The 23,310-nt window shown below is 70.2% G+C and carries 19 protein-coding genes; 13 read left to right on the top strand and 6 right to left on the bottom strand.

The window, feature by feature from the left end:
- Window positions 1–7: 7 nt before the first annotated feature.
- On the bottom strand, window positions 8–2,128 hold the full coding sequence (locus E1292_RS32385) for an NACHT domain-containing protein (RefSeq protein WP_165974850.1): 2,121 nt from the start codon (window positions 2,126–2,128) through the stop codon (window positions 8–10).
- A 226-nt stretch (window positions 2,129–2,354) separates the two neighbouring features.
- Between E1292_RS32385 and E1292_RS32380 the strand changes: the two genes are divergently transcribed.
- From E1292_RS32380 to E1292_RS32335, 10 genes are all read left to right on the top strand, one after another.
- Window positions 2,355–3,953, top strand: coding sequence for a sulfatase family protein (locus E1292_RS32380; RefSeq protein ID WP_220447162.1), 1,599 nt, complete (start codon window positions 2,355–2,357; stop codon window positions 3,951–3,953).
- A gap of 95 nt (window positions 3,954–4,048) precedes the next feature.
- Window positions 4,049–4,609: a dihydrofolate reductase family protein gene (locus E1292_RS32375; RefSeq protein WP_132599808.1), complete on the top strand. Its 561-nt coding sequence runs from the start codon at window positions 4,049–4,051 to the stop codon at window positions 4,607–4,609.
- 58 nt (window positions 4,610–4,667) lie between these two features.
- Complete coding sequence (locus E1292_RS32370; RefSeq protein WP_132599805.1) at window positions 4,668–5,189, top strand: DUF305 domain-containing protein; 522 nt, start codon at window positions 4,668–4,670, stop codon at window positions 5,187–5,189.
- 73 nt (window positions 5,190–5,262) lie between these two features.
- Window positions 5,263–5,961: a FadR/GntR family transcriptional regulator gene (locus E1292_RS32365; RefSeq protein WP_132599802.1), complete on the top strand. Its 699-nt coding sequence runs from the start codon at window positions 5,263–5,265 to the stop codon at window positions 5,959–5,961.
- 41 nt (window positions 5,962–6,002) lie between these two features.
- Entirely contained in the window at window positions 6,003–7,256 is a 1,254-nt protein-coding gene (locus E1292_RS32360; protein WP_132599799.1) for an ABC transporter substrate-binding protein, read from the top strand.
- Between the two features lie 109 nt (window positions 7,257–7,365).
- Window positions 7,366–8,217, top strand: coding sequence for a carbohydrate ABC transporter permease (locus E1292_RS32355; protein WP_246090488.1), 852 nt, complete (start codon window positions 7,366–7,368; stop codon window positions 8,215–8,217).
- Entirely contained in the window at window positions 8,214–9,023 is an 810-nt protein-coding gene (locus tag E1292_RS32350) for a carbohydrate ABC transporter permease (RefSeq protein ID WP_132599796.1), read from the top strand. The genes E1292_RS32355 and E1292_RS32350 overlap by 4 nt, the downstream gene beginning before the upstream one ends.
- Window positions 9,023–12,046: a glycoside hydrolase family 38 N-terminal domain-containing protein gene (locus E1292_RS32345; protein WP_132599793.1), complete on the top strand. Its 3,024-nt coding sequence runs from the start codon at window positions 9,023–9,025 to the stop codon at window positions 12,044–12,046. Before E1292_RS32350 ends, E1292_RS32345 begins: the two co-directional genes overlap by 1 nt.
- Window positions 12,043–13,278 (top strand): enolase C-terminal domain-like protein, encoded by a 1,236-nt coding sequence (locus E1292_RS32340; RefSeq protein WP_132599790.1) that lies wholly within the window; start codon window positions 12,043–12,045, stop codon window positions 13,276–13,278. The genes E1292_RS32345 and E1292_RS32340 overlap by 4 nt, the downstream gene beginning before the upstream one ends.
- A gap of 9 nt (window positions 13,279–13,287) precedes the next feature.
- A complete protein-coding gene (locus E1292_RS32335; RefSeq protein WP_132599787.1) occupies window positions 13,288–14,724 on the top strand; it encodes a S10 family peptidase in 1,437 nt (478 codons plus the stop codon).
- Here E1292_RS32335 and E1292_RS32330 read toward each other — a convergent pair.
- The 5 genes from E1292_RS32330 to E1292_RS32310 all read right to left on the bottom strand — a co-directional run bounded on the left by E1292_RS32330 (window position 14,683) and on the right by E1292_RS32310 (window position 19,186).
- The gene (locus E1292_RS32330; protein ID WP_132599784.1) at window positions 14,683–15,513 is read right to left on the bottom strand and encodes a hypothetical protein; all 831 of its coding nucleotides are present in this window, start codon (window positions 15,511–15,513) and stop codon (window positions 14,683–14,685) included. The two genes, E1292_RS32335 and E1292_RS32330, sit on opposite strands and share 42 nt — an antisense overlap.
- 80 nt (window positions 15,514–15,593) lie before the next feature.
- On the bottom strand, window positions 15,594–16,013 hold the full coding sequence (locus tag E1292_RS32325; protein ID WP_132599781.1) for a peptidase inhibitor family I36 protein: 420 nt from the start codon (window positions 16,011–16,013) through the stop codon (window positions 15,594–15,596).
- A 232-nt stretch (window positions 16,014–16,245) separates the two neighbouring features.
- The gene (locus E1292_RS32320) at window positions 16,246–17,016 is read right to left on the bottom strand and encodes an SDR family NAD(P)-dependent oxidoreductase (RefSeq protein ID WP_132599778.1); all 771 of its coding nucleotides are present in this window, start codon (window positions 17,014–17,016) and stop codon (window positions 16,246–16,248) included.
- Window positions 17,013–18,023 carry a DUF4432 family protein gene (locus E1292_RS32315; protein WP_132599775.1) on the bottom strand — a complete coding sequence of 337 codons (1,011 nt, stop codon included), beginning with the start codon at window positions 18,021–18,023 and terminating at the stop codon, window positions 17,013–17,015. The genes E1292_RS32320 and E1292_RS32315 overlap by 4 nt, the downstream gene beginning before the upstream one ends.
- Entirely contained in the window at window positions 18,020–19,186 is a 1,167-nt protein-coding gene (locus E1292_RS32310; protein WP_132599772.1) for a DUF5005 domain-containing protein, read from the bottom strand. The genes E1292_RS32315 and E1292_RS32310 overlap by 4 nt, the downstream gene beginning before the upstream one ends.
- A gap of 188 nt (window positions 19,187–19,374) precedes the next feature.
- On the opposite strand from E1292_RS32310, the gene E1292_RS32305 reads away from it, so the two are divergent.
- The 3 genes from E1292_RS32305 to E1292_RS32295 all read left to right on the top strand — a co-directional run.
- Window positions 19,375–20,985, top strand: a complete 1,611-nt coding sequence (locus E1292_RS32305; protein ID WP_132599769.1) for an ABC-F family ATP-binding cassette domain-containing protein — start codon at window positions 19,375–19,377, stop codon at window positions 20,983–20,985.
- A 4-nt stretch (window positions 20,986–20,989) separates the two neighbouring features.
- Window positions 20,990–21,850: a hypothetical protein gene (locus E1292_RS32300; protein WP_246090487.1), complete on the top strand. Its 861-nt coding sequence runs from the start codon at window positions 20,990–20,992 to the stop codon at window positions 21,848–21,850.
- Window positions 21,851–22,003: 153 nt separating this feature from the next.
- Window positions 22,004–23,310 (top strand): RNA polymerase sigma factor (locus tag E1292_RS32295; protein WP_132599766.1); only part of this gene is annotated, 1,307 nt, incomplete at its 3' end.

Raw genomic sequence — 23,310 nt, 5'->3', positions numbered from 1 at the left:
TGCCCGGTCAAGGGGAGTGGCCGGGCGCCTTGGCGGCGGCAAGATGATCGTGCAGTTCGGCGTGGCGGAACTGGTAGAAGGGGCCCACGGTCCGCAGGACGCCCAGGTGGTGCAGCTCGTGCAGGAAGCGCATCAAGCGGAACGGCAGCCGGCCCGATGGCCCGAGGTGCATCAGGGCGACGGTGGACATCAGCCACATGTGCTGGCGTTTGTTCACCATGCCGAACGCGACGCCGAAGACGACGCCCATCCCCGCGTGCGCGAGCGGGGACGTGGGAGGCGGCACGAGGGACGCCTCGTTCATGAAGTCGACGGCGAAGCCGACGATCGCTCCCAGGAGCAGGGCGTTCATCACGTGCACGCCCACGAGGCTCCGGTTGACCCGCCAGGTGGACTGCGGGGTGACGGCGGCGGTGAACGGCGGGAGCCGGTTCTCGTCCGGCCGGGCGGGCGTCTTGTCCTGCTGCCGCATCATCCGCACGCTCACCCAGCCGAGGCCGAGCGCCGAGAACAGGCTGGCCAGGCCCAGCTTCCAGCCATGCGCCACCAGGGCGTAGACCACGAACGGCAGGCCGAGGCCGGCCGGCATGATGATGGCCATCCTTCCCACGTCGGACAGCAGGCCGCGGGTGAAGTCCCGCAGCCGTTGCCGCACGCGCAGCGGTGCGAAGTCAGGGGTTCGGGCGGCCTGCGTCGCGGACAGGCCGTAGCAGAGGCCGAAGGCGGCGCCGAAGGCCGGCCCATAGGTCAGCGTGGCGGTCAGCGCGGCGGGGAGCGCGAACGCCAGCCCGCTCAGAGCGCCGATCCAGGTACGGGCGAGCGCGCGCTGTGTCCGGGAGGCGGGCAGCGCCTGGTCGGTCAGCCGCCACCAGGCTAGGTCAGGACCGTCGGCTTCGTCCTGCAGGCGGGCCAGCCGCCGCGTCCATTCGGTGATCCTGGCCGGGTCCCAGGTCGTGGGTCTGATCCCGGCGCGCGCGGTCAGCAGCGCGTCGAGGAGGTTGTCGAGCAAATGGGCGCGCAGGGCGGCCACGTCGTCGGCGTATTCGGTGACCAGCGGTGCCGGGTCGGCGTCCGGCCGGTCGATGAAGACGGCCCGGACCATCCACAGGCCCAGGGCGGTTGAGGTGACCTCGGCCAGAGCCGGCGCGGTGCCCTCCTTCAGTGCGCGCAGGACCGTGGTCCACGCCGGGGACGCGGAGAGCGCGGGCAGATGGGCGCTCAGGTAGTCCGCCGCGATGTCGCGACCCAGCTTCTTGGGCGCGATGACGGCGGCCGCCTTGAGCGGGCGCCGCGCTGCGGTGACCGCGTCGCCGTACTCGGTGGTGCGCGACGTGATGATCAGCTGATCGCGTTCCATGAGCGTGCCGGACAGTTTCGCGATCATCTTGGCGCGGGCGGGCTCGGGCAGTTCGTCGAGCCCGTCGAGCACGGCCAGGATCGCGCCACGGGCCGCCAGGACGTCGGCGCCGTCCTGCTTGTTGCCCGGTGTGCGCAGGGCGGCGTAGTCGGTGCGCACGCGCTCGGCCACCCAGTCCTGGAACCGGGGGTGGACCTCGGTGTCCCAGTCGGCGACGGGCAGGAGCACCGGGACCGGCTCGTCGTCGGTACGCGTGCGAATGAGTTCCAGCATCAACTGGATGGCCAGGGTGGTCTTGCCCGTGCCCCGGCCCCCGGTGATGACCAGGCGGCGTCGGCGCAGCGAGCGGAAGGCGACGGCGAACGCCTCGATGTCGTCCGAACGGCCCGCAACCGCCGGCTCACGGTCGGTGATCAGGTGCGGATGATCCATGAGCTTGGCACGGCGGGTCATGTGCCAGGAGACCGGAATGGGCGGATCGCTCAGCGAACGCGTCACCACCTCGTCGCTCCACCGCTCTTTGACGAGGTCGGCGAGGACCCGCATCGTGTCGGTGACGTTCCCGGGGGAGGGGGCGAGCACGCGCCCGAACCGTTCGACGACCAGCGCGGCCGACACCGCCGCCACGATGGTGCAGGCGATCCAAGGGCCGCTCCACACGCCGTCGTTGAGCACCTGGTTGGCGGCCACCGACACCACGACCGGCAAGAGCACCGATGACAGCCATAACAGCCGGGTCCGCAGATTCCACCCGCCCACCATGGAGGCCATCGTAGTGATCGTGGCCCGCGGTCGGTGAGCTTCCATCGTGAAACCTCCCACCGCGTTCTAAGGCCTGCTGCGGATCAGTGCTCCGCATGGCCGAACGTAGGCGGCGACGGGTTGAGGATCTGTTGAGGATGCGTAAGGACAGGCCACAGAGCTATTGATCAGCCGGTAAATAAGACATTAGCGTTCGTCGCAACATTGATCTCCCATACTGGTAAAAGAGGCAGTCATGTCCGTGACCGCTAACCTCCGGAGAGCCCTGGCGGTGGCGCTGGCCGTCGTCCTCGGGACGACCATGGCGTCGTCCCAGGCGGGCGCCGGCGCGGTGGCCGAGCCCCGGCAACCGAACATCATCTTCTTCCTGGTCGACGACATGTCAGCCGACCTGCTCCCCTACATGGACACCGTGAGCGGCCTGGCCAGGAACGGCACGACGTTCACCGACTACTACGTGTCCAACTCGCTCTGCTGCCCCTCGCGGGCCTCCATGTTCACCGGCCAGTTCCCGCACAACACCGGCGTGGAGACGAACAAGGGCTCCGACGGCGGCGGTTACCAGGCGTTCGAGAAGCACGAGAGCCGCACGTACGCCGTCGCGCTCGACCAGGCCGGCTACCGGACCGGCTACCTGGGCAAGTACATCAACGAGTATCCGGTGGGCGCCGGCTACAAGGTGCCGGCCGGCTGGGACGAGTGGCACGTCGCGGGTGGCGGCGGCTACAACGAGTTCAGGTACGAGCTCACCCGCTACATCAAGGAGGAGACGGCGGACGACAAGCCGCTCGACCCCTCCGGCGGCAGATATCTGGTGGACGTGCTCGGGCAGCGGGCGGCGCGGTTCATCGAGCGTTCCCGCGAGCACGCGCCGGGCGAGCCGTTCTTCCTCCAGGTCTCGCCGTTCTCGCCGCACTCCAGGGTCGGCGTCAAGCCGGGCGAGAAGGAGCCGCGCTTCCCGCCGGCGCGTCGTGACCGGCCGAAGACCCAGTGGCCGGCCGGGGAGTTCCCGAACGGCGACTGCGGCGGCACCGACTGCGACTCCATCGACGTGTTCACGCTGCCCGCCTTCAACGAGGACACCGCCGACAAGCCGTCCTGGGTGCGGCGCGACAAGCTCGCGCCGAAGCTCGTCAAGGAACTGCGCAAGGACTTCCGCAACCGGATCCGCATGGTGCAGTCGGTCGACGACATGGTGGAGCGCGTCCTGTCCACGCTGACGGACGAGGAGAAGCGCACCACGTACGTCGTCTTCACCAGCGACAACGGCTTCCACCTCGGCCAGCACCGCCTGGTGCGCGGCAAGTCCACCGCCTACGACCACGACGTACGGGTGCCGCTGCTGGTCAGGCGGCCGGCGGCGGGGCGGCACGGCGACCTCGTGACCGGCGCGGTGGCCCAGAACGTCGACCTGTTCGCGACCTTCCTCGACCTGGCGGGGGCCGATCCGGCGGTGCGCGACAGCCGCGACGGCCGCAGCCTGCTGCCCCTCATCCAGGGCCGCAAGGTCAAGGACTGGCGTGACGCGGCGCTGATCGAGCACGTCAAGCCGGACCCGAAGGCGCCGGGCGCGCCGGATCCCGACGCCGACAGCCTCAAGGCGGGCAACTCCCAGCCGCCCACGTACGCCGCCGTGCGCACCGCGGGCGACCTGTACGTCGAGTACGAGGGCGAGCCGAAGCCCGAGTACTACGACACGGTCGCCGACCCCGACCAGGAGACCAACGACCCGGACAACGCGAGGACCGCGGATCTCGGCAAGGCCCTCGACGCCCTGCGGACCTGCGGCGGGCCCGGCGTGAAAGACTGCTGGACGGCCGCCCACCTCAAATGACGGCCGCCCACCTCAAATGACGGCCGCCCACCTCAAATGACGGCCGCCCACCTCAAATGAGATGAGTTCCGCCGGCTCCGGAGGTCTCTACAGGCATGCGAAAAGTCATCTACTGCATGATGGTGTCGCTCGACGGCTACGTGGAGGCTCCCGGCGGCGACATCGGCTGGACCGCCCCCGACGACGAGGTGCACGCGTTCTGCAACGACATGGCGCGCGGCATGGGGGGAGCCCTCTACGGCAGGCGCCTGTACGAGAACATGTCCGCCTACTGGCCCACGGCCGACCAGCAACCGGACGCCCCGCCGATCGTCGCCGACTTCGCGCGGGTCTGGCGGGCCATGCCGAAATACGTCTTCTCCAGGACGCTCACCGAGGTGGGCTGGAACAGCACGCTCATGACGGGCGATCTCGAGGCGGAGGTCACGAGGCTGAAGCGGCAGGACGGCGGCGACCTGGAGGTGGGCGGGGCGACGCTGGCGCACAGCCTGGTGCGGCTCGGCCTGGTCGACGAGTTCCAGCTGCTCATGCACCCGGTCGTGCTGGGCCAGGGCAAGCGGTTCTTCCCGGAACTCGCCGCCTCGGTCAGAACCCGCCTGGTCGAGAGCAGGGCGTTCGACTCCGGCGTCGTCTACCTCCGCCACCAGGTGGTGTGACCCTTGCGCGCCGGCCCTCAATCCTTTAGGAAGGTTTCCTAAAGGATTGGAGCGGCCGGTGAGGCAGGTCTTGGCGGCGCTGATTCTCCTGCTGGCGGTCGGCTGCGGGCAGGAGACCCCGGACGTCCCGGTCAACGCCGCGGACGTGATGTTCGTGCAGATGATGGTGCCGCACCACCGGCAGGGCATCGAGATCGCCGAGGTGGGCACCTCCCGGGCCACCACGCCCCAGCTCAGAACGCTGACCGAGGCCATCGGGAGCACGCAGCAGGACGAGGTCGAGATGATGTTGCGCTGGTTGCACTCCTGGGACCAGCCGCTCACCGCCGCCGCGGGCGCGCACGACCACCACGGCGGCATGCCGGAGACCGACGTCAAGCAGATCCAGGCGCTCAGGCGGTCGGCTGACTTCGAGCGCGACCTGCTCGACCTGCTCATCGAGCACCAGGGCGACGCCGTGCGGATGGCGGCCACGGAAGTGGCGGACGGGGCCGACCCGGCCGTCCAGAAGTGGGCGGGCCAGGTGCGGGTCTCGCGTACGGCGCAGATCGCCATGATGCGGGACCTGCTCGACGGGTGACGGCCGCACCCTTTCACGCGAAATTCGCTCACCGCGTAGACGCCGATGGGAATAAGTGATTAGATCACTTGATATGTCCGAGGTAACGCGGCCCACGCTTTCCGACGCTCTCACCGAGCGCATGCTGGAGCTCATCCGCAAGGGCGGGCACCGGCCAGGCGACAGGCTGCCCTCGACCAGGGAGCTCTCCCAGCGCTTCGCCGTCACCACCCCGACGTTGCGCGAGGCGCTGCGCAGGCTCGAGGCCACCGGCGCCATCGAGCTGCGGCACGGGTCCGGCATCTACGTCGGCGCCGCCATCGAGCGGCTGGTCCTGCCCAACCCCAACATGCGCGAGGTGCACGCGGCCCAGCTCGTCGAGCTGCTCGGGGCGCGGATCGTCATCGAGCCGCCGCTGGCCGCGATGGCCGCGCAGAACGCGGAGGGCGAGGAGCTCGCCGTGCTCAAGGGGGTGCTCGACAGGGCGTGCCGGCACCTGCGCGGCGACGACGCCGAGCTGCACGAGGCGAACATGTCCTTCCACCGGGCGACCGCGCGGATGGCGGGCAACAGCGTGCTCCACGAGGTCGTCGATTCGCTGCTCCTCGTCCACGGGCCGGAGCAGCGGGAGATCCTGCAGATCTTCGACGACCGGCGCCGTGACTACGAAGAGCACCTGGCGATCCTGGAGGCCATCGAGGCGCGCGACGCGGCTCAGGCCGAGGAGCGCATGCGGGCCCATCTGGTCGAGGTCAGGACGGTCATAGAGCACAGGTTGCACCCCCCGGGTTGAACCCCCCGGTTGAACCCCCGATGGAAACAAGGAGGCCGGCCATGTTCCGGTCACGTGTGGTCACGCTCGGCGTGGCGGCGCTCGTCCTGACCGCCTGCGGTGGCAACGGCGCCGACGCGCCGCGGGAGAAGAAGACCGAGCTGACGCTGTACAACGACAAGGGCGCGTGGACGAAGTACTTCGACGAGATGAGTGCTCTGTCCAAGCAGAGCGTCGGCCTGAGCATCAAGCCGACGGGATACACCGACTCGGCCCAATATCAGGCGTTCATCAAGGCGTCGTTCCGCACCGACGTCAAGCCTGACCTGTTCACCTGGCAGACCGGGGGAATGCTGGAGCAGATCGTCAAGCAGAAGCAGGTGGCCGACACCTCGGCCATCTGGCAGGAGGCGATCAAGAACGGCGACCTGTCGAAAGACCTCATGCCCTACTACACGATCGGCGGCAAGCAGTACTGCGTGCCGATGAACGTCGCCTACTGGGGCATGTTCTACAACAAGAAGATCTTCGCCAAGCACGGCCTGAAGCCCCCGGAGACGTGGGACGACCTGATCGAGGTCGCCGACACGCTGAAGCAGAACGGCGTGAAGGCCTTCTACCACACCAGCGTGCTGTTCTCCTTCGTCTGGTTCGAGCAGCTCCTGGCCGGCACCGACCCCGACCTGTACGACCGCCTGTCCACCGGCAAGGCGAAGTACACCGACCCGGGCGTGGTGCAGGTGATGGAGAAGTGGAAGCAGCTGATCGACGCCGGATATTTCATCAACCCGGGTGACAAGACCGACCCCGGCGACGTGCTGAAGAACGGCAAGGCCGCGATGGTGTCGTCCGGCAGCTGGTTCAACACCAGCATGACCCAGCGCAACCTGAAGGCCGGCGAGGACTACGACTTCTTCGTCATCCCCAACGTCAACCCCGCGCTGCCCAAGACGTCGATGATCTTCGAGAGCGGGCCGCTGTGCTCGCTGACCGAGGCCGCCGACCCCGACGCCAGCACGAAATACCTCAAGTGGTGGACCACCGCCGAGGCCCAGAAGAAGTGGGCGACCAGCCGGGGTGACGTGAGCGCCAACCCGAAGGTGGAGATCGACGACAAGGCGCTCGGCGCCGTCACCAAGGACGCGGGCAACGGGAAATACCGCCTGGTCAACCGCTACTTCGAGGCCACGCCGCCGCCCGTGCTGACGGCCGCGCTCGACGGGTTCAGCAAGTTCGTCACCGAGCCGGGCTCGTACAAGGAGGTCCTGGAGACCATCCAGCAGGCCGCCGACGAGTACTGGAGCACGCATCAGTGAGCGAGGGAGCGCCGTCGGCTGGAGGAGGAGCGCCGGGAGCGCAGAGACCAGAGCGACGGGGGAAGGCGGCGGCATCCAGGCGACCGAGCCCGCCTCACGGAGTGAGGCCATGAACACGCGCGCTCCCCTGCTCGGCCGATTCAAGCACGGTTACGTCGCCCCGGCCGCCCTCCTGGTGGCGGGGCTGCTCTACGCGCCGTTCGTGTGGACGGCCTACCTCAGCCTGACCCGCTACGACGGGCTGGAGCCGCCCGCGTGGGTCGGCCTGCGCAACTTCACCAAGCTGTTCGCCGACCCGGCACTGCTCACCTCGACCCGCAACACGCTGATCTGGGTGGCCGGCACCATGGTGCTGCCGGTCGGGCTCGGGTTGCTGGTGGCGGTGCTGTCGTACGACCTCAAGCGCGGCGCGTGGTACCGCCTGCCGTTCATGTTGCCGTACGCGCTGAGCGGCGCGGGCCTGGCCATGGTGTGGAGCCCGATCCTGTCGCACGGCGGCATCGCCAACCTGATGCTCGGCGTGGACACCGCGTTCCTGCAGGACGCGCCCGCCAACACGGTCGCCATGCTGCTGGTCTGGACGTGGCAGCAGCTCGGCGTCAACACGCTGCTGTTCGTGGTGGGCCTGCAGTCGATCCCGAAGGAGCCCATCGAGGCCGCGCGGCTGGACGGGGCCTCGGGGTGGCGGCTGTTCCGGCACGTCATCTGGCCGCTGATGAGGCCGCTGACGGCCGTCGTGGTGGGGCTCGCGCTGGTGGCCGGGCTCAAGACGTTCGACATCGTGTGGGTGCTGACGCAGGGCGGGCCCGGCCGCAACTCCGAGACGCTGGCGGTGACGATGTACAAGGAGACGTTCGTGGCCAGCGACTACGGCTACGGGTCGGCGGTCGCGGTGATGCTGACCGTGGTCACGGGGCTGGCGTCGTACCTCTATCTCAAGAGGCAGGTGACCGCGACATGATCAGGCGTGCCGTGCTCGTCGTGCTCGGGCTGGTCTGGCTCGGTCCGACGTACCTGCTGCTGGTCAACGCCGCGCGCCCGGCCGGCTCGTACGATCCGGGCAGCGCGTGGGTGCCGTCCGGCGACTTCGCGCTGTTCGAGAACTTCGGGCGGGCGCTCGACAGCGCCGACCTGACCCAGAGCCTGGCCAGCACCGCGCTCTACAGCGTCGTCTCGCCGCTGCTCGGCGTGCTCGTGGGCGCGCTGGCCGGCTACACGATCGTGGTGCTGCGGCTGAGGTACGGGTTCTGGTGGTTCCTGCTGATCTTCGGCGGCACCATCTTCCCCTCGCAGATGTTGCTCGTGCCGCTCTTCGTCGGCTACAGCGACGCCGGCCTGTACGACTCCAGGCTCGGCATGATCCTCATCTACACGGCGATCAACGTGCCGCTGGCCGCGTTCGTGCTGCGCAACTTCTACTCCGGCGTGGCCTTCTCGATCTTCGAGGCCGCGCGGATGGACGGCGCCTCCACGTGGCGCGTCTTCTGGCGCATCTACCTGCCGATCTCGGCCAGCGCGCTGACCGCCGTGTTCATCCTCGAGTTCACCTTCATCTGGAACGACCTCATCTTCGGCCTGACGCTGACGCAGACCGAGGAGGTGCGGCCCGTGATGACCGCCATCGCCGGGCTCATGACCGACGTGTACGCCGGAACCCCGGTGCCCGTCGGCCTGGCGGCGGGCCTCGTGGTCTCGCTGCCGACGGTCGTGCTGTTCCTCGCCACCCAGCGCCTCTTCGCCAGAGGCCTGTCTCTAGGGAGTGTTTGATGACGAGCCGGTTGCTCCAGCGGAGCCTGGGCAGTCCCGACTATGACGGGATCAGGCAGGCGCTGCGCGACGACACCTCGACACCGGTGATCAGCGTGCGCGGGCTGGAGGTGCGGGTCTCGGTGTTGCCGCTGTTCACCCACGACGGCCGCCAGGCGGTCAGGGTGTCCAGCACCCAGCCGCTCAAGCACACGCTGGTGGACGTGGACAGCGCCGCGGGCAGCGACGTGACGCTGCTGGTGCCGGAGGTGGACGCGCCGCGCGAGCTGACGCTGGAGTGCCGCGACGACGCGGGGCTGGTCGGCTCGGCCCAGATCACGGTGACGCCGCAGCGCAAGTGGAGCGTGTTCGTCGTGCACCACTCACACCTGGACATCGGCTACACCGACCCGCAGGGCACGGTGCTCCGCCACCACCTCGACTACCTGGACGCGGCCCTGCGGCTGGCCGAGGAGACCGCGTCCTGGCCGGACGACGCCAAGTTCCGGTGGAGCGTCGAGTCGTCGATGCCGGCGCTGAAGTGGCTCGACGCGCGGCCGCCCGAGATGGTGGAGTCGTTCGCCGCGCGGGCCCGCGAGGGCGTCATCGAGGTGACCGCGCTGCCGTTCCAGCTGCACACCGAGGCGTGCTCGACCGAGGAGCTGCACCGGCAGCTCCGCTTCACCTCCCAGCTCAAGGACAGGTACGGCTTCGCCACCACGTCCGCGATGCACACCGACGTGCCCGGCGCGGTCGTCGGCCTGGTCGACGCGCTCAGCGCGCACGGCGTGCGCTACCTGGCGGCGGCCCACAACTGGGCCGGCCGGTCGGTGCCCTACCTGCACGGCGGCGACAAGCTGACCAGGCCGTTCCGGTGGCGGGCGCCGAGCGGCAACGAGGTCATCGTGTGGTTCACCGACACGCCGCACGGCATGGCGTACATGGAGGGCAACACGGTCGGGCTGACCGACTCGTACGAGCTGGCCGACGACCTGCTGCCGCGCTACCTGTCGGCGCTGGCCACGCGGGGCTACCCGTACGGTCCCGGCACGTTCGGCTGGCAGGGGCCCGACGCGCCCAAGGAGCCGTACGAGCTGGACGTGCTGCACCTGCGGGTGCAGGGCGCGCACGCCGACAACGCGGGCCCGTCGATCGTGCCGGCGTCGATCGCCCGCAGGTGGAACGAGAAGTGGGCCTACCCGCGCCTGCGCTCGGCCGCCAACAAGGACTTCTTCGAGCACGTCGAGGAGCGCTACCTCGACCGGCTCTCCGTGCACGAGGGCGACTGGACCGACTGGTGGGCCGACGGGCTCGGCTCGGGCGCGCGCCCGCTCGGTTACGTGCGCAGGGCCCAGTCGGCGCTGCGGGTCGCCGAGACGCTGCACACGCTGGCCGGCGAGGACGCCACCGAGCAGATCGACGCGGCCTACGACAAGGTCGCCCTGTTCAACGAGCACACCTGGGGCGCGGCCAACCCGTGGGAGGACGCCGAGGAGGCCGGCGACTCGGGCGGCCTGCAGTGGACGCGCAAGTCGTCGGGCGCCTACCAGGCCCAGGACGACGCGTCCGACCTGCTGCACGCCGCGACCCGCAGGTTCGCCGCCGCTCTGACGGGGGCCGGTGACGAGCGGCCAGCGGGCGGCGCGCTGGCCGCGTTCGCCGTCTTCAATCCCGGTACGCGGGGGCGCACCGACGTTGTGCGCGCGTTCCTGCCCAGGGACGTGGTGGGCGTGGACGTGCCGATCGCGCTGGTGGACGCGCGGACCGGGCAGACGCTCCCGCACCACGAGGAGCTGGTCGACCCGGTGGACTGGCCGACCCGGCCGATCGGGCGGCACGTGCACGCGGTCGTCCAGGACGTCCCGGGGTACGGCTACGCCCGCCTCGACGTCGTGGCCGGCGAGACCCAGGCGCCCGAGCCGGTCGAGCTGGGCCTGGACGGGGTGATCGAGAACGAGTTCTACCGTGTGGCGTACGACGTGCGCGAGGGCTACGTCAGCTCGATCTTCGACAAGCGGGCGGGCCGCGAGCTGGTCAACGGCGAGGCCGCGGCCGGCTTCGGCCAGTACGTCTACGACCAGTACGCCACGGCCCCGCATTTCAACCACATGTCTGGACACGTGGGGTCGCATGACCGCACCCTCCTCGGCGACCGCGCCATCGGCAGGAACGCCGTCATCACCGAGGTCCAGCGCACCGCCGTGGGCGAGAAGCTCGTCGTGGAGCTGCAGGCCAAGGGCGTCGACTGGCTGCGCACCACGATCGAGCTGCACAACGGCGTGCCCAGGGTCGACCTGACCTACCAGCTCGCCAAGCAGGGCACCCCCTCCAAGGAAGCGGTCTTCCTGGCCTTCCCGTTCGCCGCGGGCCAGGCCACGGCCTGGGAGCTGACCGGCGGCGTCGGCGGCCCCGACGTGCCGCGGGTGCCCGGCTCGGCCGAGTACATGCTGCCGATCAGGCACTGGATCGCGTTCGAGGACCCCGAGCTGACCATCGCCTGGGCCACGCTGGAAGCGCCGCTGGTGCAGCTCGGCACCATCCACATGCCGTACGCGCCGTTCCCGCCGACCCTCGACCAGGAGGACGGCACGGTCTACTCGTGGGCGCTCAACAACATCTGGGACACGAACTTCCCAGCCCAGCAGCAGGGCGAGACCACGTTCCGTTACGCGGTGACGAGCGAGGCCGTCGCGGACTCGGCGACGGGTCAGACCGGTGTCGGGGGCAGGCGGCTCGGCGCGGCGGCGGCTGCGGGGCTGACCGAGCCGTTCGTCGGCGCGCTGATCGACGACGGCCCCGCCGCCACCGAGACGTACGTCTCCGTCGACCATCCCGACGTGCTGGTCACGTCGCTCGGGCGGTCGGGTGACGAGCGCGTGGTGCGGCTCCAGTCGCTGGCCGCCGAGCCGGTCGAGGCGACGGTCACGCTGCCGGGCCTGCGCTCGGCCCGCGGGGCGGGCGTCGCGGAGGAGCCGGTGGACGAGTCGGTCAAGGTACGGCTGCCCGCCTGCGGGGTGGCCGTCGTCTGGGGGACGTGCGCGTGAAGATCGTTGACATCAGGGCCACGACGGTCGCGGTCCCGCTCGAAGCGCCGCTGCGGCACAGCAACGGCGCGCACTGGGGGCGGTTCGTCCGCACGATCGTCGAGGTGGAGGCCGACAACGGGCTGATCGGCCTGGGGGAGATGGGCGGCGGCGGCGAGAGCGCGGAGTCGGCGTTCCGCGCGCTCATGCCGTACCTGAAAGATCATGATCCCTTCCAGCTGGAGGCGCTGCGCTTCAAGATCGCCAACCCGACGGCCTCGCTCTACAACAACAGGACCCAGCTGCTGGCCGCCATCGAGTTCGCCTGCGTCGACCTCATCGGGCAGCACCTGGGTGTGCCCGCCAGCGACCTGCTGGGCGGGCGCGTCCGCGACGCCGTCCCGTTCGCCTCCTACCTGTTCTTCAGGTACGCGGCCGCGGGCCACGCCGAGATCCGCACACCCGACCAGCTCGTCGCGCACACCGCGGAGCTCAAGGCGGCGCACGGGTTCACCGTGCACAAGCTCAAGGGCGGCGTGTTCCCGCCGGACTACGAGCTGGAGTGCTACCGGGCGCTGGGCGAGGCGTTCCCCGGCGACCGGCTCAGGTACGACCCGAACGCCGTGCTGTCGGTGGCGGAGGGCCTGCGCTTCGGCCGGGCCATCGAAGGGCTGAACAACGACTACCTGGAGGACCCGGTCTGGGGGCTCGAAGGGCTCAGGGCCGTGCGCGAGCAGGTCAGGGTGCCGCTGGCGACCAACACGGTCGTGGTCAACTTCGAGCAGCTCGCCTCCAACGTGCTGCGCAGGGCCGCCGACGTGGTGCTGCTCGACACGACCTTCTGGGGCGGCATCCGGCCGTGCGTCAAGGCGGCAGGGGTGTGCGAGACGTTCCAGATCGGGGTGGCCGTGCACTCGTCGGGCGAGCTCGGCATCCAGCTCGCGACCATGCTGCACCTCGGCGCGGTGCTGCCGAACCTCACCTACTCCGCCGACGCGCACTACCACCAGCTGCGCGACGACGTGATCGAGGGCGGCAAGATGGCGTACTCGGAGGGCGCCATCGCCGTGCCGGACGGTCCGGGGCTGGGCGTGCGGCTCGACAGGGAACGGGTGGCGCGATACGCCGAGCTCTACCGCGAGATGGGCGGCTACCCGTACGACCGCGACCCCGGCCGGCCCGGCTGGTACGCGACCGTGCCCAACGCGCGCTTCGCCGACCCCACCGTGTCGTCCGTGGACGTAGCACCATAATGGTGCGGTATGTCTGAACCCTCGCGGCCCGCTCCGCCCGCCGACAACCTGGTCACCACGTCCCACGCCCTGCCGTCAGGGGAGAGGTACACCGCCGCCGCCGGCACGATGGTGCTGCGCGAGGAGGTCTTCACCGACGGCACCTTCGACGGCCTGCGCCCCAAGGCGGAGATGTTCGTCACCGCGTACACGCTGGACGGCGCCGACCCGCTGAGCCGGCCGGTGACGTTCGCCTTCAACGGCGGTCCCGGCTCGTCGAGCGTGTGGCTGCACCTGGGCGTGCTCGGGCCGCGCCGGGTCGTCATGGGGGACGCGGGCGCGCTCCTGCCTCCCCCGTACGGCCTGGCCGACAACGAGGAGAGCCTGCTGGCGGTGAGCGACCTGGTCTTCATCGACCCGGTCTCCACCGGCTACTCGCGGGCGGCCGAGGGGGAGAAGGCGGAGCCGTACCACGGCTTCACCGGCGACCTGGAGTCCGTCGGCGAGCTCATCAGGCTGTGGACCACCAGGAACGCGCGGTGGATGTCGCCGAAGTTCCTGGCGGGCGAGTCGTACGGCACGGTCAGGGCGGCCGGGCTGGCCGAGCACCTGCAGTCGCGTTACGGCATGTACTTCAACGGCGTGATGCTGATCTCCTCGGTGCTCGACTTCATCACCGGCGAGTTCAACGAGGGCAACGACCTGGCCCACGCCCTCTACCTGCCGACCTACGCGGCCATCGCCCACTACCACGGGCTGCACGGCGACCGGCCGCTGGCCGACGTGCTGCGCGAGGCCGAGGAGTTCGCCGAGCGCGACTACCCGTGGGCGCTGGCCCGCGGCAGCCGGCTCACCGCCGATGAGCGCGCGTCCGCCGTGGCCAGGATCGCCGCGCTGACGGGCCTCAGCGAGGACTACGTCGACCGCGTGAACCTGCGGATCGAGCACATCCGGTTCTTCACCGAGCTGCTGCGCCCGCGCCGCCAGGTCGTCGGCCGCCTCGACGGGCGCTTCACCGGCTGGGACCCCGACGCGGGGCGCGAGCACTTCTTCGCCGACCCCAGCTCCAACGCGATCATGGGGCCGTTCAGCGCCGCGCTCAACCACTACCTGCGCACGGAGCTCGGCTACGCCAGCGACCTGCCGTACGAGGTGCTCACCTCGCGGGTCTACCCGTGGTCGTACAAGGAGTTCGAGGGCGCGCACGTCACCGTCACCGACAAGCTCGCCGCCGCCATGCGCGCCAACCCGCACCTGCGCGTGCACGTGGCCTGCGGCTACCACGACGGGGCGACTCCGTACTACGCCGCCGAGCACGCCCTCGCCCACCTGCCGGTGCCCGCGGAGCTGGCCGCCAACGTCGAGTTCAGGTACTACGAGGCCGGCCACATGATGTACGTCCACGAGCCCAGCAGGGTGCGCCAGTCAGCCGACCTCGCCGCTTTTGTGCTGGGCCAGCAGGTTTGACGCCCGTTTCAGCCGCTGTTTGAGGTTGGCGCGGAGCGCGGCGAACCGCCCGGGATTGTCGGCGATCACGTCCTGTTGCAGTTCGGCGTCGGCTCCGTACCAGGCCAGCACGAGGCCCGACGACCACTTGCACCGGGTGTCGGCGGTCGCCGTCTGCTTCTCCTCCTCGGTGATCTCCGGTTCGTCCAGGTTCCAGCGGCTGTCGGCGATGGCCGCCTCCGGCGACGGGTAGGAGTGGCCGTTCTGGCTCATGCACGACTGCCAGCGCCTGACCGCCTCCTTCACCGTGGGGTCCTTGGCCGCCTGCTCCAGCGTGAGCGAGTCCTGCAACGACAACCACGGCCAGTCCGCCTTGCGCGCGCCCTTGTCCAGGGCCTGCGTGGCGCGGTCCAGGCAGCCGCGGTCGGCGGCGGTGCCGTACAGGCGGTGGCGGACCGGCTTGGGCAGCTTGGCGGCCCACGCGCCGGTCGTGTCGGGAGAGGGCGGCCTGGCCAGGTGGTAGCCGTACTGTTTGGCCGCCTCGATGTCCGTGACACCGTAGCGGCGGGAGTTGCCGGGATCCACCGCGGCGATCGCGTCGGCGTCCTCGGCGGGTGGGGTGACGGTGCTGCCCCGCTCGCGCATGCACTGGACGACGAGATGGTTGTGGGCATTGCCCAGAACGGCCCGCTGCTTGGGAGTGGTCTTGTAGGCGTCGAACGGCAGCACCAGCTGCGTCATCGCGCTGGTGTCCTGGTCGGGCGCCGCGGGCGCGGGCTCGTCGGCGGCACAGGCCGCGGCTGACGCCACCAGCAGCAGCGTGCTCGCGAGGAGCCCGCGGCGACCGGTTTCCGGCGGCCAAGCCCGGAAACCGGCACTCCCGTCATTTCTCAGCGGCACCAGATGTCGATCGCGCTGGTGCGGTTGTTGCCGATGGCGTTGTTCGACAGGTAGCCGTCGTTCGAGTTGTGGGTGAACGTGCTGTGTGCGCCGGTGTAGCCGGGGTGCTGCCAGAGGGTGGCGCTGCAACCGACCCGGTTCCTGACCGAGCTGGTCTCGTTGTCCATGCTGTGCCAGGTGTTGCTGAAGTCCCAGTTCAGCCAGTTGTTGTCGGCCAGGTTGGAGTCGTCCTTGACGAAGTCACGCCAGTGGTCGATCTGGCCGCGGTTGTAGTCGAAGCCCGCGTACAGGCAGACACGACCGCCGTAGCAGGTCGAGCGGGGGCTCGCCACCGCGGTGGCCGCGGGGGCGACCACGGTGAACATCGCGGCCGCGGCGACGATGCCGGCGGCCTTCCTGGATAGCCTCACAGGTCTCTCCTCGATCGGTGAGTCGTTTTCGACCTCGGTAACTTAGCGTGCCGAATCGAACACGAGTCGTTGTGACTCGCCGATCCCGAAAGGGCTGCGCGCCCGTGCAAGGGCGCGTGCCCTGGCCCGCCGACCCACTCGTATCAGTCCTGTGACTTGGGCTTTCGTCGCGTTGGCGGAACTGTTGCCGGCTCTGGTGCGCCGGTGGAGGAACCCGTGGTCTCCGCTCGACCTACTCCGGGAGCGCCGCCGGGTTCTGGGCGAGCAGCCCGCCGTCCACGCGGTGCTCGGCTCCGGTGATGAACGACGCGCGCGGGCCCGCCAGGAACGCCACCATCTCGGCCACCTCCTCGGGCCTGGCCACGCGGCCCAGCGGGTGGGAGCGGCCCCACTGCGCCACCTGCTCCTCCTGCGACAGTTCGCCGCGCCACAGGTCGGCCGCCCAGCGCAGCATCGGCGTGTCCACCGAGCCGGGGCAGACCACGTTCACCCTGATCCCGTCGGCCGCGTGGTCGAGCGCCATGGCCCTGGTCAGGCCGTTCAGCGCGGCCTTGCTCGCGGTGTAGGCGGCCACCTGGGCCTGCGAGGAGAACGCCTGGACCGACGACATGATCACGATCGAGCCGCCGCCGCGGGCCCGCAGCCTCGGCACCGCGGCCTTGCACGCGAGATAGACGCCCTTGAGGTTGATGTCGAGCACCTCGTCCCAGACCTCTTCAGGGGTGTCCTCGACCGTGCCGTAGCGCTGCACGCCCGCGCACGTCACCACGATGTCGAGCCCGCCGAACCTGGCCACGGTCAGGTCCACGAGGTCGCGCATGGCGCCGGCGCTGCGGACGTCGGCGATCCTGCCGACGACGTGCTCGGTGTCGAGCTCGGCGCTTCTGTCGGCGCCGCAGAAGACCACGGACGCCCCGCCGTCGGCCAGCCGGTCGACCACCGCCCGGCCGATGCCCATCGACCCGCCCGTGACCAGCGCAACTTTCCCGCCGAATTCGCTCATGCCAGCACCTCCGCGCGCAACCGCAGTTCTTTCGTCTCGTGGGGGTTCAGGGTGAGGGCCGTGCCGTTGGCCACGGCCGCGGCCAGGCCGTCGGTGGGCATGCTGGAGAAGGGTTCGAGGCCGACCGTGTAGACCCGTCCCCACCAGGGGTAGCCGGTGGACGCGCCGAGCTCGTGCCACATCCACAGGTACGGCAGGAGCGTCGCATCCCACTCCACCCGCATACCGATGTCCCCAGAAATCTCGTACCATCCCTCGTCGAAGCCGGTCAGATACACGATGTCGCTCGGCGCGCCCCGCTCCGGCACCACGCTCAGGTCCGTCTCGCCGCCCCCGTCCGCCGGCACGACCGGCCACTGCCAGGGCCCGCCCGCCCGGACCCGCCGCCCGCCGGGGCCGATCGCGCTCTCGTGCGGGATCACGGTGACGCCCTCGGGGAGCCTGATCCTGGCGCCCGGCCGCAGGAACGGCAGGCCGTACACGATGTGCTGGCCCCACATGGCGTGCAGCGGGAGGCCCGACTCGTTGGTGGCCCGCCCCTCGATCTCCAGCGCCACCGTGCCCGATCGCAGCCGGAAGACCTTCTCCACCGCGTACGGCAGCCGCCGCGTACGCACGCGCAGCCGCACCGCGACCTCCTCCTCGGAGTCGGCCACGACCTCGCACTCCCACGGCAACCCCGAGACCTCGCCGTGCTGGGCCAGCCGCGCGCCCCGGTACTCGCTCGGCGCGCCGCCGCTGGGGAAGACCTCCTGCCAGCCGCCCTCGTAGTGGTCGACGAACTGGGCGACGTCGTCGGCCGCTCCTTGGAGGTGGTCGCGCGGGCTGCGCAGGCCCTGCGGGGAGAGCCAGACGAAGTCGGTGTCGGTGGGCTTGTGCAGGAACTCCACCACGTCGCCGCCCTTGTCCGGCACGACGGTCACGCGCAGCCGTTCGTTCTCCAGCACGACCGCCCGCAGCCCGTCGATCGTGACGTGCCGCAGGCGGGCCGCCCAGTTACGCCTCACTCGAACGTCACATCCAGGAATCGGGGCCGGTAGATCGACACGTCACGGTAGTGGTCGGTGTTCACGAAGCTGTTGACGTTGTACGAGATCACGAGCCCGTCGCCGTCCACCTCGGGATGCGCGTGGGCGTTGTAGGTGAAGATGTCGCCGCCGGTCTCGGGGGTCGTGTAGACGTGCTGCTTGCCGGTGAAGGGGCCGGCTGGGGAGCAGGAGGAGTAGGCGACGATGTTCGGGCTGAGCGCCTCGGTGGTGTCATGAGTGATCAGGACATATCCGGATCCGACCTTGCTGACGCTGTACTCGTTCGCCACCCCGCTCATCACCCGCGCCGAGTCGGCCTCGTCGGGCGACCAGGTGCCGTCGGCCTTGAGATATTCCCAGCGGCCCAGCAGGCTCTGCCCCTTGACCCTGGCGACGTGCATGTATTTCGGCGACCCGAGGTCCTCGACGCCGTAGACGTAGGTGTATCCGCCGTCCTTCATGGTCGCCGAGGCCCACGAGACGCCGTGCCCCGAGGGCAGGTCGTGCACGCTGATCGGCTCGTCGAGCCGACCAGGGGCGAACCTGGCCACCACGTTGCGGTGCCAGCGCCAGTCCCACGTGCCGTCGCCGAACCGCTCGTACTCCTGGTAGGTGACCTCCACGACGCCGCCGGCCAGCGTCGCGTCGCCGGCCCAGAACCAGTGGTCCTCGTCGCGCGGCGGCATCACGGCGGTCGGCTTCTCGGCGGTGCCGTCGTGGATCGTGGACAGCCTGCCGTCGCGCTCGACGGCGAACGTGTTGTTCAGGAAGACGGTCGTGCCGCCCTCCTCGACCACGGGCGGTCGCGAGCCGTCGGGGTTGACCTGGCCGAGGAAGGTGTCGGAGAAGATCCACAGTTCCTTGCCGCCGGGCAGTCTGAGCGAATAGGTGCCGTCGGCGCCCGTCCAGTCGTCCAGGCGGTCGTTGTCGTTGCCGTAGTTGGTGAACAGCGTGGTCAGGCGGGCGTTCGTGGCGGCTCCCGCGACGGTCGGGGCGCACTCGGAGGCGGCGGTGGCCTGCTGCTCCTGCGGTGCGGCCGAGGGCACCGGTTTGGGAGGCGCGGCCCAGACCGGCTGCGGCACGGCCGTCAGGCCGGCCAACGCGATGGCGAGGGGGGCGAGGGCAGAGCGGAATCGCGTCATCACTGGTCCTAGGGGAGGAGGCTCCCTACAGTTCTAGTCATTAGATCACTTGCTGTCCAGAGTCCTCGGGCATTCGCCGGAACCCGGAACCCCCGACATCGCGCGGGGCATCATCGCCAGGAGGGAGCCCGGCTGAGCGGCCGGAAAACGTGGTGCTCCGTCACGAACGGGCCCGATAGCCTGCGCGCATGGGCCACGTCGAAGTAGGACACCTGACATACGTGCTGCCCGACGGGCGGCCCCTGCTCAACGACGTGTCCTTCCGGATCGGCGAAGGCGTGAAGGCGGCGCTGGTCGGGCCCAACGGCGCCGGCAAGACCACGCTCATGCGGCTGATCGCCGGCGACCTCCAGCCGGTCGAGGGCACCGTGGCCGGCTCGGGCGGGCTGGGCGTGATGCGCCAGTTCATCGGCAGCGTGCGCGACGGCAGCGACGTGCGCGCCCTGCTGCTGGGCGTCGCGCCGCCCGCCGTGCGGCAGGCGGCCGAGCGGCTCGACGAGGCCGAGCTGGCGATGATGGAGCGCGACGACGAGAAGACGCAGATGCGTTACGCGCAGGCCATCGGCGACTACACCGACGCCGGCGGCTACGACATCGAGGTGCTCTGGGACACCTGTACGGTGGCCGCGCTCGGCGTGCCGTACGAACGGGTGAAATATCGCGACGTGGCCACCCTGTCGGGCGGCGAGCAGAAGCGGCTGGTCCTGGAGGCGCTGCTGCGCGGCCCCGACCAGACCCTGCTGCTCGACGAGCCCGACAACTACCTCGACGTGCCCGGCAAGGAATGGCTGGAGCAACAGCTCAGGGAGACGCCGAAGACGGTGCTGCTGGTCAGCCACGACCGCCAGCTGCTGGCCAACGCGGCCGACCGGATCGTCACCGTCGAGTCGGGCGGCATCTGGATCCACGGCGGCGGGTTCGCCACCTACTCCGAGGCGCGCAAGGCCCGCAACGAGCGGCTCGACGAGCTGCGCAGGCGCTGGGACGAAGAGCACGCCAAGCTCAGAGCCCTGGTCAACATGTTGAAGAACAAAGCGCGCTACAACGACGGCATGGCCCCCGCCTACCACGCCGCCCAGACGCGGCTGCGCAAGTTCGAGGAGGCGGGGCCGCCGGAGGTGGCGCCCGGCGAGCAGAACATCAAGATGCGCCTGCGGGGCGGCCGCACGGGCAAGCGCGCGGTCATCTGCGAAGGGCTGGAGCTCAGCGGGCTGATGCGCCCGTTCGACCTGGAGGTCTGGTACGGCGAGCGCGTCGCGGTGCTCGGCTCCAACGGCTCGGGCAAGTCCCACTTCCTGCGCCTGCTGGCGGGCGAGCAGGTCCGCCACGAGGGCGTGGCCAGGCTGGGCGCCCGCGTCGTGCCTGGCCACTTCGCCCAGACGCACGCCCGGCCCGAGCTGCTCGGCCGCACCCCTGTCGACATCGTCATGACCGAGCACGCCAGGCTGAAGAACGAAGCCATGAAGACGCTCGCCCGCTACGAGCTGGCGGGCAGGGTCGCGGAGCAGCGCTTCGAATCGCTGTCGGGCGGGCAGCAGGCGCGCCTGCAGATCCTGCTGCTGGAGTTGTCGGGGGCCACGCTGCTGCTGCTGGACGAGCCGACCGACAACCTCGACCTGGCCAGCGCCGAGGCGCTGCAGGCGGGGCTGGAGGCGTTCGACGGCACGGTGCTGGCGGTGACCCACGACCGCTGGTTCGCCACAGACTTCGACCGCTTCCTGGTCTTCGGCTCCGACGGCACGGTCTACGAGTCGCCCGAGCCGGTCTGGGACGAGTCCAGGGTCGTGCGTCCGCGTTAAAGACTTGGTACGGCAGGCGCGTGTCCTCTGCCATCCGTGCCCATGCACGGGTTATCACGGCAAAGTGATCCCGCGTAGCCGAACCGTCAGCCTCCTCGCACTCGGGGCGATCTGCCTCACCGGGTGCGCGAGCGAGGAACAACCCGTACAAGAGCTCAAGCCGCTCGCTCTCAAGGAGCAGGTCTCCAATATCGTCAAATCCGCCGACGGATACGCCGTCAACTGGGCCGGCGTGCTCAGCAACACCAATCCGTGGCATTTCGGCGAGCACGTGGTGGCCACGATCGTCGGGCACGACACGAAGGGCACCGAGGTGGTCAGGATGGACCAGCCGCTCGACGCCGTGCCGCCGGGCGGGTCGCTGGCCTTCACCGGCCAGGCCACCGCCACCAAGAGGCCGGCCAAGGTGACGATCCAGTACCGTCCCGCCCAGTGGCGGCTGGCGGCGCGCATCCCGTCGGCGTTCCGGGAGTTTCCCATCACCCGGACTCAGACATTGCGCCAGAAAGACGGCTCATACCTTATTACTGGATATGTGGATAATCCCTATCGAACGGCGGCGAGCAGCCTCGTCGTCAACGCGCTGCTGCGCGACAAAACAGGCAAACTTCTGGCCGGCGGCAGCACGTTCGTGGACGACGTGAAAGCGGGCCGCCCGCCGCGCTTCATCCTCACGGTGTCGGGGGTGCCCGCGCGCGCCAAGGTGGCCAAGACCGAGATCACGGCGCGGACCTGGGGATCGACCGGCCGCCCTTACGAGGATCTGGCGCTCGGCGGCGCCCTGCCGGTGCACACGGTCAAGCCGACGACCGAGCCGTTCGCGGTGGACCGGAGCACCGAGATCGTCTCCAAGTACAAGCAATGATTTAGGTAGATAATTCTGGTCATAAGGGCCGCAAAAGGGTGCAGGGGGCCTTCGCGATTATTCATCAGGAACCCGAACGTGCGGCCCGACAAGCCATGCCAACGGCGCGGAAATGGTGGAACTACTAGTTACCGATCCATTACCTTCGGTCACATGGATGACCGCGTTCTGGTCGAAGCCCTTCGCGCCCGCGACACCGACGCCGTGGCCGCTCTCTACGACGCCCACGCGGAGAGCATTTACCGCTACTGCTGGTCCCTCCTCATGAGTGGTGACAGCGCGCAGGTGGCGCTCCGCGACACGCTGATCGCGGCCGAGGCGCACGCGGACGCGCTGGCCGACCCGGAGAGGCTGCGCACCTGGCTGTACGCGCTGGCCCGCGCCGAGTGCCTGCGCCGCAGGGCCTGCGCCCCGCCCGGCCCCGCGCAGGCGCTGGCCGAGGCGCCGCCGCTGGACGACCCGGCCGACGCCGACCTGCGGGTCATGGCGTGGAACGCGGTCCACGGCCTGCCCGTGGCCGACCGCGAGGCGCTGGAGCTGGCCTACCGGCACGAGCTGCCCGCTGCCGAGCTCGCCCAGGTCCTCGCGCTCCCGCCGCGCCAGGTGGAGCAGATCATGGAGGAGGCCCGCGAACGCCTGGGCGGCGCGCTCGCGGCCGAGATCCTGGCCAGGAAGGGCCCGTACGACTGCCCGGCGCGCGCCCGCATCCTCGCCGGCTTCTCCGGCGAGCTGACCCAGGAGATGCGCGAGCACCTGGTCAGGCACCTGTCGCGCTGCGAGACCTGCGCGCCCCACCGCGCCCGCGAGGTGTCGGCCACCAAGGTCTACGCGCTGCTGCCGGCCGTGGCGCTGCCGGAGGCGCTGCGGGTCAGGGTGCTGAGCTGCTTCGGCGACCCGGAGCTGCTGCCCTACCGGCGCTACGTCGCCAGGCGGACGAGCGGCCTGGGAGCCGCCGGGTTTCCCGTTTCCCCGGACAAGGGCGCTGGAAGGTGGCCTCAGGCGCTGGCAGGCGCGCTGGCGGCGGTCGCGGCCGTGGTGGCGATAGCCGTGATCTTCCAGCAGATCGGCAGGGACAACGGCGGCCTGTCGGGCGTCGCGACGGCGGCCTTCCCCCCGACGGGCGAGCCGCCCGGCATCAGGCTGCCCTGGCAGGGCGAGCCGAAGAACCTCCCGGTGACCGTGCTGCCCATCGTCGACGCCACGACCATGCGCCCGCTCGGCGTCACGGAGTCGCCCGTGTTTCCGCCGCCCCTGGTCATCCCCTCTCCCGCGCCCCTGATGCCCTCGCCGACCGGCGGCCCGCCGCCGTCGCCCGGCCCGCGGCCCACCTGGCAGAGCCGCCCGCCGGGCCTCCCTCCGACGCGCATACGGCCCGTGGAGCCGTCCCTGGCGGAGCCCCCTCCCGTCAGACCCTCCCCGCCGCGGCACACGTCCAAGCCCACCGGCGGTCCGCCCCGGAC

Origin of the sequence: Nonomuraea deserti (assembly GCF_004348685.1) — a bacterium.
In the GTDB taxonomy this organism is placed as follows: domain Bacteria; phylum Actinomycetota; class Actinomycetes; order Streptosporangiales; family Streptosporangiaceae; genus Nonomuraea; species Nonomuraea deserti.
This window is presented reverse-complemented; position numbering and strand designations above follow the sequence as displayed.

Bases quoted from the DNA above. Each gene is read 5' to 3' on its own strand.
- E1292_RS32305 (WP_132599769.1), top strand. From the start codon at position 19,375: ATGGGCCACGTCGAAGTAGGACACCTGACATACGTGCTGCCCGACGGG.
- E1292_RS32320 (WP_132599778.1), bottom strand. From the start codon at position 17,016: ATGAGCGAATTCGGCGGGAAAGTTGCGCTGGTCACGGGCGGGTCGATG.
- E1292_RS32375 (WP_132599808.1), top strand. From the start codon at position 4,049: ATGCGAAAAGTCATCTACTGCATGATGGTGTCGCTCGACGGCTACGTG.
- E1292_RS32310 (WP_132599772.1), bottom strand. From the start codon at position 19,186: ATGACGCGATTCCGCTCTGCCCTCGCCCCCCTCGCCATCGCGTTGGCC.
- E1292_RS32360 (WP_132599799.1), top strand. From the start codon at position 6,003: ATGTTCCGGTCACGTGTGGTCACGCTCGGCGTGGCGGCGCTCGTCCTG.
- E1292_RS32380 (WP_220447162.1), top strand. From the start codon at position 2,355: ATGTCCGTGACCGCTAACCTCCGGAGAGCCCTGGCGGTGGCGCTGGCC.
- E1292_RS32350 (WP_132599796.1), top strand. From the start codon at position 8,214: ATGATCAGGCGTGCCGTGCTCGTCGTGCTCGGGCTGGTCTGGCTCGGT.
- E1292_RS32385 (WP_165974850.1), bottom strand. From the start codon at position 2,128: ATGGCCTCCATGGTGGGCGGGTGGAATCTGCGGACCCGGCTGTTATGG.
- E1292_RS32365 (WP_132599802.1), top strand. From the start codon at position 5,263: ATGTCCGAGGTAACGCGGCCCACGCTTTCCGACGCTCTCACCGAGCGC.
- E1292_RS32335 (WP_132599787.1), top strand. From the start codon at position 13,288: ATGTCTGAACCCTCGCGGCCCGCTCCGCCCGCCGACAACCTGGTCACC.
- E1292_RS32355 (WP_246090488.1), top strand. From the start codon at position 7,366: ATGAACACGCGCGCTCCCCTGCTCGGCCGATTCAAGCACGGTTACGTC.
- E1292_RS32345 (WP_132599793.1), top strand. From the start codon at position 9,023: ATGACGAGCCGGTTGCTCCAGCGGAGCCTGGGCAGTCCCGACTATGAC.